The organism is Paenibacillus artemisiicola, from assembly GCF_017652985.1.
Lineage (GTDB): Bacteria > Bacillota > Bacilli > Paenibacillales > Paenibacillaceae > Paenibacillus_Z > Paenibacillus_Z artemisiicola.
This window is the reverse complement of the sequence record NZ_JAGGDJ010000034.1, coordinates 44,252-61,949: the sequence shown is the minus strand read 5'-3', so window position 1 is coordinate 61,949 and position 17,698 is coordinate 44,252. Positions and strand designations below refer to the sequence as shown.

Here is a 17,698-nt window from a genome sequence, read left to right as displayed (position 1 = left end):
TTCAAGAGCCCGTTTTCCCGCGGGAAGCCGACGGTCAGGTCGTTTACTTCAAGAATCGTTTTCGCCACCGCTCCAACCTCCTTGGGGAAAGCATCGCCCGCTGCCGCGGATCCAGCACGTCGCGCAGCCCGTCGCCGATAAAGTTGACCGCCAGCACGACGATCAGGATGCAGAAGCCCGGGTACACCGCCTGCATCGGGTCGATCAGCATGTACTGCTGCGAGTTCGAGAGCATCTGCCCCCAGCTCGTCTGCGGAATTTGGATCCCGAGTCCGAGATAGGACAGCGCCGACTCGGTCAGGATCGCGCCGCCGACCATGAGCGTCGCGTTGACGATGATCGGCGCGGACGCGTTGCGGAGCAAATGCCGGAAGATGATGCCCCAGTCCGACACGCCGATCGCCTTGGCCGCTTCGACGTACTGCATCTCCCGCAGCTGCAGGAACGTGCCGCGGACGAGCCGCGCCACGCCCATCCAGCTCGTCAGCGACAGCACGAGAATCATGTAGTAGAACTTATTGCCGAAGATCGCCAGCACCAGAATGTTCAGGAACAGCAGCGGAATGGAGTTCATCACGTCCACGAGCCGCATGAAGCACGTATCGACGAAGCCGCCGAAGAAGCCCGAGACCGCGCCGATCAAGGTCCCGATCAGCACCGCCGCGAACGCGACGGCGAAGCCGACGAGCAGCGACACTTGGCTGCTGTAGACGAGACGCGAGAAGATATCGCGCCCGAGGTCGTCCGTGCCGAGCACATGATGGTCCGTGCCCGCGGGCAGGTTCGGGACCATCATATCGATCTTCGACGGGCTGAACGGCGCGATGAGCGGCGCCGCGAAGGCGACGAGCAGGAAGAAAACCATGACGATCAATCCGATCAAGGCGAACCGGTTCGCCGAGAACTTCTTCCAGCCGGTGCGCCATGCGCTCGCCGGGCGGCCCTGTTTGACGACGGCCGGGGATTCGTTCAACGTTACGCTTGCTTCGCTCATGCCGAGCCTCCTTTCCGGTCCAGCCGGACGCGCGGATCGACCAGCGCGTATAGGATGTCCGCGAACAAATTGCCGATGATGACGAACACCGCGGTAATCAGCGTGATCGCCATCAGCACGGAATATTCCCGGGCGACGGCCATCTGCACGAACAGCCGGCCCATCCCGGGCCAGTTGAACACGCTCTCCGTCAGCGCCGCCCCCGCGACCAGAATCGGCAGATCGAGGCCGAGCAGCGTCACGATCGGAATGAGCGCGTTGCGCAGCCCGTGCCGGAAGATGACTTTCCGCTCCGGCAGCCCTTTCGCCCGCGCCGTCCGAATATAATCCCGATCGAGCACTTCCAGCATGCTGGCGCGCGCGTACTTGGAATACCCCGCGAGGAAGCCCAGCGTCAGCACGCTGACCGGCAGCACGAGATGCAGCAGCAGGTTGGGCAGATTGCCCTCCTTGCCCATCGTGTACATATCGGACAGCGGCAGGAGATCCCACTTGAGCGAGAACAGCTCCTGCAGGATGATCCCGAACCAAAAGGTCGGCATCGCGAACCCGATGTAAGCGATGAACGATGCCGTCTGGTCGGACAAGCTGTATTCCACCGTGCTGTTGTAGATCCCCCACGGGATGGCGATCAAGAGCGACAGCACCCAAGCCGTGCCCATCAGAATCATCGTATGGCCGATCGTCGGCCAGACGATCTTGCCCACGGGAAGATGGTTCTTGAACGTAAAGCCGAGGTCGCCCTTCAGCAGATTGCCCAGCCAGCTGACGAACTGCATCGGCAGCGGACGGTCGAGTCCGAGATTATGCGCTTGAATCGCCGCCGCTTCCGTGGACAGCCCCGGCGACAAGTAGATCGTCTTCGGTCCGCCGGGTGCCGCGTGGATCAGCAGAAAACTCAGAATCGCGATGAGCAGCAGTACGAGCAGCGACTGCAACACGCGCCGTACGAAATAATCCGTCACGTCATTCCCCCCTTATCAAGGAAGAAGAGAAGGACCGAATGGGCCTTCCCTTCCCCTCATTATCCTTAGGCTGTCGTCTCCAGTTGTAGAAGCTTGGCGTCCCGCGTTATTTCGCGGTCCACCAGTTAATGACGTGATAGAAGTATCCGTAAGCATTCGTAGGTACCGGCTTGTCGGCGTCGGCGAATTTGACCTTGTTCTTGTCGAACGCTTCCGGCGCGCCGTATTGGTAGAGGAAGACGTACGGCAGGTCGGTCGAGATTTCTTTGGCGGCTTCGGCGTAAGCCGCTTTGCGCGCGTTCTGGTCGACGGTGGAGTAGCCCTTCACCCACAGCTCGTCGAGCTTCGCGTTCTTGTACCAGCCGGCGTTTTGGCCCGGCGGGAAGTACTTGGAGGAGAAGGTGCTCTCGCCGTCCGGATCCGGACTGTTGAGCACCCAGCCAAGGAGCACGGCTTCGAATTTGCCCGGCGTGACGTTCTGGTCGATCCAGGCCGAGAATTCGATCGCCTTCGGCACGACTTCGATGCCGACGTCCTTCAGGTTCTGCTGCACGACGGCGGCGACTTGCTCGCGGCGCGCGTTGCCGGCGTTGTACTGCAGCTCGAACGAGAAGCGGTGGCCGTCCTTCTCGAGGATGCCGTCCTTGCCCGGCTTCCAGCCGTCTTCCGCCAGCATCGTTTTCGCTTTCTCCGTGTCGTAAGCGTAGTTGACCGCGGCGTTCGCGTCATACGCCCACGAGGTCGGCAGGAACGGCGCGTTCAGCAGTTGGCCCGTGCCCTTCAGGATATTGTCGACCATGCCTTGGCGGTTAACCGCCGTCGCGATCGCCTGGCGGGTCTTCTGGCTTTGGAACAGGACGTATTTGTCCGGGAAGTTGTCCGCTTTGAAGTTGAACTGAATGAATTCGTACGACGGGCCCGGCTCCGATACGACGTTGAGGTTGTCCTTCGCTTTGACCGTGTCCAGAATCGTCAGCGGCACGGACGAGACGAGATCGACGTCGCCCTTCAGTAAAGCCTGCGTCTGCGTGTTTTGGTCGGCGTAAATTTTCAGCGTGATCGTTTTAATATGCGGTTTCACGCTGCCCCAATAGTTCGGATCGGCTTCCACCGCGGTGTATTGGCCTGGCTCCCATTTCGTCCATTTCCAAGGACCGTTCGTGATCGTCTTGGCCGGATCGGTGCCGTAAGGATTCTTCTCCAGCTCCGCAGGCGGCACGTCCTTCAGGATATGATAAGGCACGATCGAAGAATTCAAGGCGTACAAGAAAGGCGCGTAAACTTGCTTCAATTTGATTTCGACCGTGTGATCGTCGATTTTCGTAACCGTGTCGACTTTGTCGAAGGTACTGATGCCGGGAGCGCCCGCATCGGGGTTCTTGATCGTATCGAACGTGAATTTCACGTCGTCGGCCGTCACCGGCTGACCGTCGCTCCACTTCGCTTCCGGCTTCAGCTTGACCGTGTAGGTCAGGCCGTCCGCGCTGATGGTCGGGAGTTCGGACGCGAGCGACCAAGGCTCGACGGCCAAATTATTGGTGCGGTCGACGTCGTACAAATTCGCGTTGAGGAAGGTGGCAAGGTCGCCGGAAGCGGTATCCGCGCTGTAAATCGGATTGACGGAATTAATATCCGAGAACGTGCCGACCGTCAGCGTGCCGCCGTCCACCGGCGTGTCCGCCGAAGGCGTCGTCGCCGCGTTCGTGCCCGAGTTCGTATTCGCGGACGTCCCGTCCGCCGGCTTGTTCGCGTTCTGCGAATTGTTCGCCGTATTCGTTTCGTCCGAACCGGAATTCGCATTGTTGCTGCAGCCCGCAGCCATCGAACCCGCCAATGCCATGATGGATAGTAAGACCGTTAATCGTTTCCTTTTGCTCATCTTCACACTTCCCCGTCGTTAATTTTTCCGTTCTTCTCTCCAAGCTCCCCTGTCGAAAGTACCATTCATTTTATGTCATGTTTTCTAACAGGACACTTACATTTTAAATCCGAAACTAGTATTTTGTAAATAGATTTCATTAAATAATTAACTTTAGCAGGGTAGAGCGTTGAATAAATGAAGAATTATTAACATATAGTTAACTTTTATATGACATCGAAAGTCCCCCGAACCGAATGAGGTCCGGGGTTGACTCTGCCATTTCAATCGATTTCGAACTGATTGCCGATGACTTTAAGCGCGTCGAACGACAAGTAATTGCCGGACGAACTCGGATTTTTCTCGCCCGTGTTGACGATTTTGATCGTATGGGGCTTATCGTCGAGATCCGTCAATTCGAACAAGCGCGATTGGAATCGGGTGGACGAGCTGTACAGATCGACGTGATTCGGCGTCGCCAGCTTCCCGTCGATATAAATGTCCGCTTTGCCGCGATCCGGCCCCTTGGTCCCCATGACGATGATATGGCCGCCGCGGAAAGCCGCCTCGACCGTGCTTCCCGTCTGGTTCGAATACTTGGCGCTTTTGCCGCTGTTGCGCGGAGACAGGTTCGTCTGCCAAAGACCCGCGAACTTGACGGCCGCGTTCGTGTCTTCAATGGACGTCGTCGTCGAATCGGCCGCTTCTTCCTTCGTCGCCTTGGTCACGACGAGGGCATCGACGACGATTGGCAATTGCCCGATAGCGATGAAGTCCGTAACGTTGATGATGCGAATGGTATGCTTCCCGTTCGGCAGCTCGCCCGTGTCGAAGACCGGCACCTGGTAGGTATCCTTTTGGTCTTTGTCCCCGTTCAAATCGATGACGACCTCCGACTCGGGGCGCTCGTCGACGGTTACGGCGATCTTCGGATAGACGCCGTTCAATCGGTTGGCTAGCAGCACTCCCCGCGTGCCGGTAAAGGTAAGCACGGCTTCGTCGCCCGTCTCGTACGTTGCCATGGCATGCCCGTTCGAGTACATAACGTACGACTGCTTCTTCCAGCCGCCCTTGAACGCGAAATTCACGTCGTTCTCTTCCAGGCGCACCGTGTAGGCTTCGGACGGGTTTGCCACGCGAAGCGAGTCCACGTTTATGGCCGAACCGGCCGAGGCCGCTTCCTGATTGCCGGTCCACTTGATGGTCAGCGTGTGCGATCCCTTCGGCACCGACCGCTTCAGGATCGTCTGGCGCAGTTGTTTCCATTTGTTGTACAAGGACGGAGACGCCACCTTGACGCCGTCGATGTACACGTCCGCGATCCCTTGGTCCGGTCCTTTCATGCCGATCCACGTGATCTCGCCGCCGCCGAACGGAAAGCTCACGCTGCCTTCGGCGTTCGCGCGCTTGAGCGTTCCGCCGGAATAGCCCGCGTCGGAAGCCGGCGTCCACGCGCCGTCGAACGCGATGGCCGGATCGTTATCCTCGTACACGCCCTCTCCGTTAACGGCCGCATCGTCGCGGGACGTCCGCAGCTCGTACGTCCCCTTCCCGGCGAACGCGTGCACGTCGACGTAGTAGTAACCGGTCGCCGGAGCCCGATAGACGATGGATTCCGACGAGCTGCCTTCCGTCTCCGAATGCGCCGCCATCCCGGAGCTGGACTGGATCGTTTCCGCGCTAGGATCGTAAACGTACAGGTCGAAATCCGCATCCCCGCTTCCCGTCAGCGACAGCGACAGCGTATCGCCGGCCAGCAGGCGGACGAAGTAAACGTCGTCCGGATTCGCCGCGACGTCCAATGTCCCGCCCGCGCCGCTTCCCGCAAGCGGTTTGCCCGGCAGCTCGTCGTCGGTCAGCGCGCCGAACGCGTCCAGCATTTTGCCGTTCGCGGTCTTGCCTTGCAGCGAAGCGAGCGGCTTGCCGCTAAGCCGAAGGCGCGCCTTGAGCGCTTCGGCATCCTGCGACGGGTCTTGGCCGAGCAGCAGCGCGGCAACGCCCGCGGCGTACGGAGCGGACATCGACGTCCCCGTGCTCTTGTCGTAATCGTCCACCGGGATTTCCAGATTGACGCGCGCGACGGCCGGGTCGTTCGTTTCGACGTCGCTGAATATCCCCTGATCCGTCAGGCTGTACTGCGCCCCTTCGTAAACCGTGCCCGCGACGCCCGACGCGAAGCCCCAGCTCTCGTTGCCGGAATCTTCGAAACGAACGAAGTCCAGATGGAGCGTGTCGCGCATGAACGGCGTATCGGCCAATCGGAACAGCGTTCCCGGTCCCGTCAGGAGCAAGCGTCCGCCGCCGTTCAAATATGAAGTGACGTTGCCGACGTCGGCCGGGTTCAGCGATTCGTTGCCGAAGCCCGTGAACCAGATGACCGCATCGTAGCCGCTCAGCTTCTCGAGCGGCGGGCCGGCGGCCCCGGCAGGCACCGTCTCCACGTCGTACGCGTAGCCGGCTTTATCCAGCAGATCGGCGTACACGGGAAGCGCGTCCGGATTGCCGACGTCGTGCATGTCGTCCTGCACGAGCAGGACGGACGGCTTCTTGCCGCCGTCGTCGCTCAAGAAGCGCATCGCGCCATCGAAAGCCGCGCGCCGCTGCTCGCTTACCGGCATCGCTTCGAAGCCGAAGACGTTATACACCGCTTTGAAAACGCTGTTGTCGATCTGCGCACCGAGCCCGATGTTCCGCGACGGCGCCGTGCTGAGCACCGCGATGCCCGGAGCCGCCAAGTCGACGGTTCCCGGCCCGTAATTGCTGAAATACGAGAATAGGCCGTCAGGGCCGACCGACCCGACCGTCACGATGTTCGGACTTCCGTACGAAGCCGGGTAGACCGGGGACTCGTCCAGATTTTTCGGCGGCTTCAAGGAGAAGTCTTCCTTCGGCTCGTTCCCGGCCGCGACGGCGAAGAGCATCGGCGAAGCCGCGATCGCGTCCTCGAGCGCCTTGCTGTACGTATCCGTCGTCCAGCTCAGGTTCGCGATGCGCGCGCCGGCGCGATCGGCGTATTGGATCGCCCGAATGACGTCCGACGCGTAGCCGGTTCCGTCCGGCCCGAGCACCTTCAGGGGCAGGATCTTCGCGTTCGGCGCGACGCCGGCAATGCCGGTCCCGTTATTCGCCTCGGCCGCGATGACCCCCGCGACCGCGGTACCATGATAATCGCCTTGGCCGGCGTCGTACACCGTGCCGTCGTTGTTATAGAAGTCCCAGCCGTTCACGTCGTCCGCGAACCCGTCGCCGTCGTCGTCGATGCCGTTGCCGGGCACTTCGCCCGCGTTCCGCCACATATTTGCCTGCAGGTCCGGATGGGCAACGTCCACGCCCGTGTCGAGAACCGCGACGACGACGTCTCCGCCGCCTTGGCCGATCTCCCAGGCGTTCACGGCGTTAATATCGAAGCCGGGGAGGCCCTTGATCGGTCCGTCGATGATTTGCCCGACGTTGCGCAGCCCCCATTGGTCGGGAAATAACGGATCGTTCGGCATGGAAGCCATATGAACTTTGACGTCCGGTTCGGCGTACAGGACGTTCGGATCGTTTTGGAGCTCGGCCAGCACGCCGCTCGCATCGGCGGACGCCGTCTCCAGCACCGCCAGATCCGTGCCCGGCAGCTCCCAGGCATCCGCGACAGCCGCGGACTCGGCGCGATATGCCGCGCCGCCCGCGCCCGGCTTGTATTTCACGATGATTCGGCTGGCCTCCGGACGCGCCTCCGCGTCCGACCGCTTCGCGAGACTCGCGAGGAACTTGTCTTGCCCGTTCGGCGAAAGCGACAACGGCGGCGATTGTTCGCCCGCCGCCAGGACATCCGCGCTTTCGGACGGGGCCGAAGGCCATTGGCTTTTGCGCGCGTTATTCGCGATCGTTTGCGCGACCGGTTCCCGTTCGCCTGCCGATCCCGCGTCGGCCGCGAAAGCCGGCACCGTCAGGCCGAACGCCGTCGACAACGAAAGCGCCGCGACGAGCGCTTGCTTGCGTACTTGTCTTTTCAAGGTATTGGCTCCTTCTGTCACAGATAATCGGCTGCCTCGCAACCATGAGGAGCACGGCGGCGGAAGCCGGCGCGCGGCTCCCCTCCGTTCTCCGTCCTCTTGAACGCATGCAACCGGCTTATTGAATCAGACCGGCGGCTTGAAGCAAACCGCGAAGCACCTTCGCCACGGCTTCGCGGCTCGTTGCGCCGCGCGGATCGAACGCGGTGCCGCCCTTCGTTTCGTACCCCTCCATCAAGCCGAGTTCGCTCACCGTCTGTACGCTGGATTGCGCGTACGCGCTGATCTGCGCCGCGTCCGCGTAAGGCTTATGCGTGCCGGACGGCTTCGTCAGCCGGAGCAATTCGGCCGCTCTGGCCAGCATGACCGTGAGATCCTGACGGCTGATCCGGGCATTCGGACGGAATTGGCCGTCCGCGCCTTCGACGAGGCCTGCCGCGTACGCGGCCGCAACGTCCTGCGCGAACCAGTCCTTCGGCGTGACGTCGCCGAACGGAGCCGGCTCCGACGTCTTCCGCAAACCGAGCCCGCGGACGAGCATCGACGCGAATTGCGCGCGCGTGACGTTCGCCTTCGGCTCGAACTTGCTTGCCGTCGTGCCGTTCAGCAGGAACCTGTCGGCCAACGTTTGGATATCGTCTTTCGCCCAGGACGTGCCGATATCGGTAAACGCGACGCGGCGCTTGGCCGCCACGTAGGTCGACAAGCCCGGCCGGTCGATCGTGACGATCGTCGAGCCGGCAGCCGTTTTGAACGTCGCGGCTACCGGGCTCACGTTGCCGTCTTCTTCATACAGGACGCCGGCCGTCGCCGTATCCGCGGACTGCGCGATCGCGAAGGAACGCTTGAACGACTGTTCCGGTTTGAAGGCAGCCGGCACCGTCTTGCCGTTCAGCACGAATTCCGCCTCGAACGCGTAAGCATCGCCCAGGAGCTCGGCTTCCGGATACGCGGCTCGGAACGTCGCCTTGGCCGTCGCGTTCTTCGCGACGCGCACGTTCAAGCCCGCCCCCTCCGATGCGCCCGCGAGCGCCGACAGCGGGAAGGCGACGGACGACGATTCGTTCCACGTGAAGACGATGGAACTGTTCGCCGGCGCCTTGCGCAGCAAGTCGACTTGCGCAGGCGTCAGCTGCAGCTGCGCTTCCGCCGCGTTCTTGTCCGCGGCGGCCAGCGTAATGGCCGCCGGGGCTTGCTTCGCGGCCGCGATGGCCCGCTGCAGCGCTTCGTCCGTCACGGTCGCGATCAAACGGTCGCCTTGAAGCGCGGTGGACGTCTCGGCGGCGATGGCCGTTTGGCCTTGCTCGACGACCGTCGGCACGATGGCGCTTGCCGGCGGCGTCTCGCCCCCGTTGCCTCCGCCGGGCAGACCGCCAGGACCGCCCGTGCCCGGATTGCCGTTACCCGGATTTCCGTTACCCGGGTTGCCGTTACCCGGGTTGCCGTTCCCCGGATCGCCGTTCCCCGGATCGCCGTCTCCCGGATCCCCGTCGCCAGGCGTCCCGATATTCGTCTTGCTGAATTTCACGGTCGTGTACGCGACTTGCATGTGATCGTAATCGGCTTGGCCCGTGTTCTTATCGATGTGCTGCGCGAAAAGTTCGAGCTCGTAGAGCCCGTCCAGCTGACCGAGAATATAATTCCCCTCGTCGTCCAGCTGCGGATCGTCGATGTCGATGCAGCTGCCGTCGATCTGTTCGAACTTGATCGGTCCGGTCGGAATCGTCGCCAGCTCTTCGTCGTACATGCTGGACACGAGACATACCGCGCCGTTCGGATCAAGCGGCATGGCGACCAGCAAAATTTGCTGAATGTCCTTGGCGTTCAGCTTTGCCGTCACGTCGATCGGGTGATCGGGAGCGGCGATCGCGTCCGATGCTTTCATGTCCGTCACGCCCCACTCCGTCGGATCGGAGTCCTCGCCGACGTGAAGGACGAACGGCAGGTGCAGCGTCGGCAAGCCTTCGCTTTCCAGCACCACTTCCCCTTCGTAAACGCCGTCCGCCGCGTCCGCTTGCGCATCCGCCGTCAGCGTGAAGTCCGCATCGCCGCCGGGCGCGACCGTCAGCGTGCCGTCGTCGCTTAGTCCTTCCAAGGTCATGCCGATCTTGGAGACGTCCGGCGTCGGTACGGCGCGGAGCGGATCGGGATCCGACGTGACCTGCGGGTGCATCTCCACGCTCGCTTTATAGGTCAGCGCTTCGTTCGACTTGTTTTCCAGCTCCAGCGGCTTCGATACCGCCTGCGAGCCGGCGTCGATCAGGCCGAAGCTGACGCTGCCCGCTTCGCTCGCCATCTGCGTCGCGTTCATGTAGCTGTCGTAAATCGTAATGGGGTCCATCGACTTCAGCAAAGCCGGCGTCGCGATGGCGCTGGCGACGTTCGCCCGGCCCGCGCCCTGCGAATAGACGTCATAGCGCGTGCCCGACTCGTCTCGGATGCCTTCCGACGTATTGTCGAGCGCGGCGCGAATATCGAGCGGACTCCAATCCCGGTGCGCTTCCTTCACGAGCAGCGCGAGGCCAGCGACGTGAGGCGTCGCCATGCTCGTGCCCGATTCGCGCATATAAGCCTGGCTATAATCCGCGCCCGGGTTGACCTTGCCATACATCGGCCACGTCGAATAGATGTTCACGCCCGGGCCGACAAGGTCCGGTTTAATGCCGAAATTGCCGTCCGAGTTCGGTCCCCGGGAGCTAAAATCCGCCATGCGGTCGCCTTCGTTGACCAGCTTCCGAATGGCTTCGAACGTGAAGCTGAGCGTCTTGCCCGCGCCGGACGTCAGCTGGCGCGCGATCGCCCGGCCTTCGACGCCGGCCATGTCGAACGTCGGAATGTTGTCCGGTCCCGGGCCCGAATCGAGGCCGATCAAGCCGTTGCGTCCGGCCTGGTCTTCGGTCAGATCGGGAACGGTCGCGCCGCCGACGACCTTCGAGTTGCCGTTGAACATGATGACGGCGAGGGCGCCGTGCTTCTTCGCGTTGGCGACCTTATCGACGAAAGTGATGTCCCCCCGCGACACGAACGCGATCTTGCCCGTCACGTTCACGTTCTTGTAATCGGCATCCTTGCCGAGGCCGACGTACGCGGCTTCGATCGGATCGGTGCCGAACAAGGCTTCGAAGTCCTCTTGGCCTGTTTTCCATTCGGCAAGCTTCAGCGGCTTCGCCGCGGACGGCGCGTCGCCCGAGATCTGATGCGCGACGCTCGCGCTGTAGATCGGAATGCCGCTCGGGCTTGTGGCCGCGCCGACGGAGAAAGCCAGCTGCGCCGCCGACGGCGTGCCCATCGAGTAGTAATAAGGCCCTTGCGTCGCGGCGTTGCCGTTCGCGACGACGACGGTGACGCCCGCCAGCACCGCGTTGTTGACCGCGATCGAATCCGGCGAGTTCGGGTTCTTGTTCTCGTCCGCGCCGAGCGACATGTTGATGACGTCCACGCCGGCCTGAACCGCCCGCTCGAGACCGTCGATGATCGTGGCCGAAGAACCGGATACGAGTCCGTTCGACGCTCTGCCGAGCACCTTGTAGACGTACAAATCCGCCTCGTACGCGACGCCCTTCTGAACCTGCGGCGCCGCTGCATTACGCGCCCGGCCCGCGATCGTGCCCGAGACGTGCGTGCCATGTTGGGTGCCTTCGAAGCCGAGGCCGAGCGGATCCTGCATCGGCGTCAGCGGCGGTTCCTCGTACGGATCCTCGTCCTGATAGAAGGAGTCGTAACCGCCGGCGATGTTTAAGTCCGGATGCATGTAATCGACGCCCGTATCCAGGACGGCGACCTTCATGTCCTTGCCCGTATAGCCTTCCGCCCATGCCTTGTCGACGCCGATTTGCTTGAGCGGCGCGTCCTCGTAGACCGGGTCGGCCGCGACGGCGGCGCCGCCTCCGTCCGCGGCAAGCGGATAATACGTCAGGTTTTCGCTGATGCCGACGACGCCCGGAAGCTTCGCCAGCGTCGGAAGCTGGTCCGCGCGCACCGTGATTTCCATGCCGTTCAGCACCGTATTGAACTTGCGGTTCACCTTCAGCGATACGCCCTTCGCCTTGGAGGCGCTGACGAAAGCGGCCTGCTCCTGCTGGATCGCCTGCGTCGCCGTCTGCGCGGAGAACGCCTGTCTGCGCGATTGGGCGGCATAGCGTCCGACCGCGACCGGCTCTTTGCTGAACCGCACGATGACGTTCACGCTGCCGGTCGACTTCGTGTCCAAGTTCGGCGAGAGGATCGGCGCCGACGCCGTTTCGGCCGAAGAGGCTTTCGCAAGCGCCGCCTTCAACTGCTTATAGTCGAGCTTCGGCATGCCGTTCATCGCATTGGCCGCCGCTTCGTTATCCGCGGCGAGCACGTGCGCAGGCACGTTCAGGAGCAGCAGCGCGGCGGCCGTCAAAACGGCCGACTTTTTCAAAAGTACGTTTTTCAAGTCTCGGTTCCCCATTTCCCATGAATGTTAAGAAGCTCCGGAGCTGTACGCGCGAGCCAGACCTATTTCAGGACGTAGAACGCGTCGATGCTGACGGTATGACCGGAGGACCGGGCGTTCTTCCCGCCCGCGTTGACGACTTTGATGTCATGGCTTCCGGCAGGCAGGACGGCCGATTCGAATACCGGCACCTGGTATTGGAGCTTCTCGCCGTACAGATCGATCGGCGCCTCGTTCGCTTTCGCGCCGTCGATATAAATATCGACCATCCCCCGGTTCGGCCCGGTTTGGGACAGCAGCGTGACCTTCGTTCCCAAGAAAGCCAGCCTCGCGGCATTGCCGGCCGCGTCGGAGTATTTGGCGCTGCCGCCGGAATTCTTCGCGGACAGCTGCATGGCCCAAACGCCGGCGTAGCTCACGAACGGGTTCATGTCCTGGTAAATTTTCAGGCTTTCGCCCCCCGCCGGCTTCGTCACGACGACGGCGTCGACGTTCGTGCCGTACCCGCCGGACTTCTCGTTCTTCGCATGCGCGTTGACGATTCGCAGCGTGTGGGGGCCGTAAGGCAGCGTGCCCGTGTCGAAGACCGGCACCTGATAACGCGTTGCCTCGCCGTACAGATCGACCGTCTTCGCCGTCTCGGGCCGATCGTCGACCATAATCGTGACCTTGCCGCTGTTCGGCGTCGTCGCGGCTTTCAGCGCCGCGCTCGTGCCGGTGAACGAAAATACCGCATACGCGCCCGCGCTATCGGTCGCTTGCGCGCGGCCGCCGGAGTAGCCGGCATTCGTCTGCAGCGACCATAGCCCGGCGTATTGGAACGCGTTGTCCGACTCTTCCGCGACGGACGTATACGCGCCGCCGCCGTCGCCGACGACGAACGCGTCGACGTTGATCGCGTGCACGGTCCGCTTCGCGGCCGGATCCGACTTGCCCGTCCAGGCCACTTCGATCGTATGGTAGCCGTATGGCAGCGATTGTCGGTAGACCGTTTGCTTCGCTTGCGGCGTCTTGCCGTACAAGGACGGCGAAGCGGCCTTGACGCCGTCCACGAACACGTCCGCGATGCCCATCGTATCGTCCTTAAGCGCCGTCAGCTCGATCAAGCTTCCGGTAAACGCGAAGGTCGCGTGGCCGGCGGAATCGACGGTCTTGAGCGTGCCGCCGGAATAACCGTCGTCCGCCTTCTCGGCCCACGGGCCGTCGAACGCGACCGCATCGGCGTTATCCTCGTACGTGCCCGCCGTATGAGCAGGGTCCGCGTTCATGCCGAGCGTGTAGGCGCCGGAGCTTCCCATGAAGAAGACGCCCACGTAATAGTAGCCGGTCCGGTCGGCTTGATAAGCGATCGTTGCCGGCTCGCCGGCCGCCATCGCCGATCCGAGCACCTTGTCCTGCGCGTCCCAGTCGGCGACCGACTTCAGGTCGGGATTGTAGAGCGTCAGCATGAAGTTCGAGCCGGCGTCTCCCGTCAGCGACAGATTCAGCTTATCGCCGGCGTTCAAATGGACGTAGTAAATGTCCTGCATATCGCCGGAAGGCTGATCGAGCGAATCCGTCTGCAGCGGCTTGAGCGGCTTGCCGGGCGCGTCGTCGTCGCTGACGGCCCGGAACGCGTCGACCATTCGGCCGTTGTTCATGTAGCCCTGCGCGTCTTCGTTCCACAGCGTTTCGAGATGCTTGCCGGCAAGAAGGACGCGTTCTTTGACCGCCTTCGCGTCGAGCGTCGGATCCTGGCTGAGCACGAGCGCCGCGGCGCCGGACGCGTAAGCCGGCGCCAGATATGCGCCGAAATCGTAATCGTAATCGTCCATCGCGGCCGTCAAATTCATGCGCGTGACGGACTCGTCGTTGGATGCGTAATCCGCGAAGACGATCGACGAAATATCGTAGCGCTGCCCGTCGTAAATCGTGCCGGGCTGCCCTTCGCCCGCTCTCCAGCGGCTGATGTCGCCGGTGCCGCGGAAGAAGTCGTAGCGCACGAAGTCCAGATGCAGTACGTTCTTCACGAAATCGCTCGACTCGATATTGGTGAGCGCCCCGACGCCCGACAGCATCAGGCGGCCTCCGCCGTTCAAGTAAGCCGTTAAATTGGCCTGGTCCGCGCCGCGCAGCACCGTCGTCGGCCGTCCGTCCGGCGAGGAGCCGAACCCGTAGCCGGTGAACCAGACGACGATGTCGTAGCGGTCCATCGTCTCGAGGGAAGGACCGTCCGCGCCCGGCTGGACCTTGACGATGTCGTAGTCGGCGCCCGCCGCATCGAGATGGCTTTCGTACTCCCAGAGCACGCTGAGATCGGTTTGCTCGGGAACCTCTTCGTCGTCGACCAGCAGGATCGACGAGGCGCCGCCGTCTTGCTTGCCCAAGTACCTCAACGCGCGGTCGAAGCCTTCCCGGTGGTTCTCGATCGACGAGGCGTCGCCCGTCCACATGCCTTCGAAGCCCATTTCGTTGTAAATCGCTTTGTACGTGCCGTTGTCGATCTCCGCCCCGATGCCGGGATCGCGGGTCGGAAGGGTCGTGAGAATCTTGGCGCTCGGCGCCGCGATGTCGACCGACTTCATGCCGTAAACGTTGTAAAAATTGCCGTCCATGCCGAGACCGGCAACCGACAGGATGTTGTCGCTGTCGTACACCGCCGGGTATTCCGGATAATCGTCCTTGTTCAAATTCACGTAATCCTCGCCCGCGCTCGCGACGAAGAGCATGTCGGAGGCGTCGATCGCATCCTTGAGCGCGTTGCTGTACGTTTCGGCCGACCAGCTGATGTTCGCGATTTTCGCGCCCATCCGTTCGGCGTAGTCGATCGCGCGCAGGGCGTCCGACACGTAACCGCCGTCGTAGCCCATGACCTTGAGCGGCATGTACCGGATGTTCGGCGCGACGCCGGAGATGCCGGCGGAATTATCGTCCTTCGCCGCAAGGACGCCGGCGATCTGCGTGCCGTAAAAGTCATCGTCGTAGATGCTGTAAGGCTGGTTGTTATTGCCGTAGAAGTTCCAGCCGTAAACATCGTCGATGAATCCGTCGCCGTCGTCGTCGACGCCGTTGCCGGGGATTTCGTTCGCGTTCCGCCAAGCGTTCGCGGCCAAATCCGGATGGTTGACGTCCACGCCCGTATCCAGAATCGCGACGATCGTATCCTGCGAACCTTTGGTGACGCCCCACGCCTCGGGCGCGTCGACGTCGACGTCGTAATTGCCGTACGAACCGTCGATGCTTTGACCTTCGTTGTGCAAGCCCCATTGGGACGAGAACAGCGGATCGTCCGGATAGGACGGGGCGGCGGCGGAGACGGCAGCTTCCGAAGCCGCCTTCTGCAACGCGGACGCCGAGTCCGAGGATGAAGACGGCGCAACAAGAGGGTCGGCGCTCGGGGCGCTCGGGCCGGTCGCGGAATCGGCGGCGTTTCCGCCAAGCGAAGCGGCGCCCGGTTTCGGTTTCAAGGACATGTGCTTGCGAATCTTGACATCCGGCTCGGCGTAGAGCACGTCCGGGTTCGCATTGAGGCTCGCGACGACGCTGCCGGCATCCGCGCCGGGCGCCAGGTCCAGAACCTCCATGCCGAACCTCGACAGAGGCTCGAACCGCGCCGCCGCGGATGCCGCGCGGACGCGGGCACGATCGGCGTTATCCTTGTATTTCACGATGATGCGCGAACCGGCGGCCGATTCGAACGGCCGTTCAAGCTTCGGAATACCGCTCGGCGAAATCGGCGACGCGGACTTCGACGGCATGACCGGGATCGCGTCGGCGTTTAAGACGGACGGAAACAAGCCAAGCGCCAGCGACGCGGAAAGCATCATCGCGACAGAACGTTTCGTTGCTTTTCTTTTCAAGTGTTTCGCTCCTTCTGTCATGCTGTCATGACTGAATTGTCGACGGATGGAAATGATGGCCGCCCTCGACCCGCGATGATGTCCGGTGACGCCACCGGGCGATGGACGGTCTTGATGTGATGCACGATGGCGCGCAGCGCGCTAACCGAACCGGAGACGCGTTCGGCCGAGGAATCAATTGCCGCACGAAGAAGCGATCAGCCAATCGATCGGCGGGAGCGCCCGTCAAGCCAGCGAATACATCGTTTGCCAAGCTAAGCAATTAGCCGGATAAAAAATCAAAACCATCTGTCAGGACTTTAGATAGATTGCTAGAATCGAAGACCAAGCGACAAAATTCGCCATTCTTGGCGCGATGCTTGGATTGGCGCGGCGAAAATCACTTACTAGTTAGTAAGTAAGGAGGAACACGAAGACTAAAGCCTCGCGCGAGACCGCGCGGGCCGATGGAAATCATAGGCTGGAATGGGGAATACGACCACCTCTTTAGTCTCGGATATACGTGCCTGCGGTCCCGTTTGAGCGATTGACCTCCCCCAAAGTTCACAGGAATTTACCGCCTCGAATCGACATTCGCGTCAGATATTCTGACAAACTACGTCCAAATTCTGAGAAAATTATATATTTATCCATTTGAGAGAGTCAATAAATTTATTTTTTTAAACATCTATGAAAATAATGCTCGCAATTCCAGTTGGATGTGTTATATTAAATCACAAATGCAAGTCCGCCATAGAAGTCCGACTCCGCCACATACGATGAAATGCTATATGCTCGATCTTCGGATCGATCACGTATTCCAATCCTCATCGGTCTCCGCGCGCGGCGCGCGACGGCAGGCAAAACCATAAAAAAAAAGACCGCCACTGGGGCAGTCCGTCTCGCCGGCGCGGCATTGCGCCGCTAAGCTCTTGTTAAGATCCGGCAAACGCCGTTTAGAATGTCGGGCAGAAAGTTTTCGGAGATGACGCGCCGATATTGCAGCGAGCCTTTGATGGCAGCCAATATGGCAAGCGCAACCGCGCGCGAATCGGTCCCGAGACCGGACGCTCCGTCGGCGATGATGTCCTGCATAACGCTCAGTTCCAGACGGCTGATCGCTTGGAGCTTCGTCCTCATGCTGTCGGGCAGCAGCTCGAAATCGGCCTGCAGCGATGAGATCGGGCAGATGACGTCGTCCGCGAGCTCCTCCATTTGGAGCCTGCTGAACCGGACCAGCTTCTCCTCGACCGGTTCTTGCGAGATCGCCATGCGCGACGAAAACTCAACCAGCCTCCGATAGAGCCGCTCCAGCACGGCAAGCCCCAGATCCTCCTTTTTTTCGAAATGATAATGGATGCTGGCTTTCGTGACGCCGAACTGCTTGGCAAGGTCGTCATAACTGAAAGCGGCGTAGCCTTTTTGTTGGATAAGCGATTCCGTATACCGGATGATTTGCAATTTTCGGGTTTCCATCCCCCTAGTATGGCAAATCTAGCTGCCGAGCGTCAAGGTTCCAGCAATTGTAAACGCTTGCCATATATGAACGTTGAAATCGACAACTCGATACGAAGAAGGGACTGTCCCTCAAGCCTCGCGGCTTTGGACCAGTCCCTTTTGCCATGCTCGCCGCCGGTTCCGT

General features: G+C 61.5%; 7 protein-coding genes. All 7 read right to left on the bottom strand.

Annotated elements, in window-relative coordinates:
- Positions 1 to 43: 43 nt before the first annotated feature.
- Positions 44 to 994: an ABC transporter permease gene (locus tag I8J29_RS25250; RefSeq protein ID WP_208850191.1), complete on the bottom strand. Its 951-nt coding sequence runs from the start codon at positions 992 to 994 to the stop codon at positions 44 to 46.
- Positions 991 to 1,959 carry an ABC transporter permease gene (locus I8J29_RS25245; RefSeq protein ID WP_208850190.1) on the bottom strand — a complete coding sequence of 323 codons (969 nt, stop codon included), beginning with the start codon at positions 1,957 to 1,959 and terminating at the stop codon, positions 991 to 993. Before I8J29_RS25245 ends, I8J29_RS25250 begins: the two co-directional genes overlap by 4 nt.
- Positions 1,960 to 2,065: 106 nt before the next feature.
- Complete coding sequence (locus I8J29_RS25240) at positions 2,066 to 3,838, bottom strand: ABC transporter substrate-binding protein (RefSeq protein WP_208850189.1); 1,773 nt, start codon at positions 3,836 to 3,838, stop codon at positions 2,066 to 2,068.
- 263 nt (positions 3,839 to 4,101) lie between these two features.
- Complete coding sequence (locus I8J29_RS25235; protein ID WP_208850188.1) at positions 4,102 to 7,818, bottom strand: S8 family serine peptidase; 3,717 nt, start codon at positions 7,816 to 7,818, stop codon at positions 4,102 to 4,104.
- 118 nt (positions 7,819 to 7,936) lie between these two features.
- A complete protein-coding gene (locus tag I8J29_RS34285) occupies positions 7,937 to 12,238 on the bottom strand; it encodes a S8 family serine peptidase (RefSeq protein ID WP_208850187.1) in 4,302 nt (1,433 codons plus the stop codon).
- A 62-nt stretch (positions 12,239 to 12,300) separates the two neighbouring features.
- Positions 12,301 to 16,077: a S8 family serine peptidase gene (locus I8J29_RS25225; RefSeq protein ID WP_208850186.1), complete on the bottom strand. Its 3,777-nt coding sequence runs from the start codon at positions 16,075 to 16,077 to the stop codon at positions 12,301 to 12,303.
- A 903-nt stretch (positions 16,078 to 16,980) separates the two neighbouring features.
- Positions 16,981 to 17,532, bottom strand: coding sequence for a TetR/AcrR family transcriptional regulator (locus I8J29_RS25220; protein ID WP_208850185.1), 552 nt, complete (start codon positions 17,530 to 17,532; stop codon positions 16,981 to 16,983).
- Between the last annotated feature and the right edge of the window lie 166 nt (positions 17,533 to 17,698).

Coding starts and splice junctions, on each gene's coding strand:
- I8J29_RS25250 (WP_208850191.1), bottom strand. CDS start 994: ATGAGCGAAGCAAGCGTAACGTTGAACGAATCCCCGGCCGTCGTCAAA.
- I8J29_RS25240 (WP_208850189.1), bottom strand. CDS start 3,838: ATGAGCAAAAGGAAACGATTAACGGTCTTACTATCCATCATGGCATTG.
- I8J29_RS25220 (WP_208850185.1), bottom strand. CDS start 17,532: ATGGAAACCCGAAAATTGCAAATCATCCGGTATACGGAATCGCTTATC.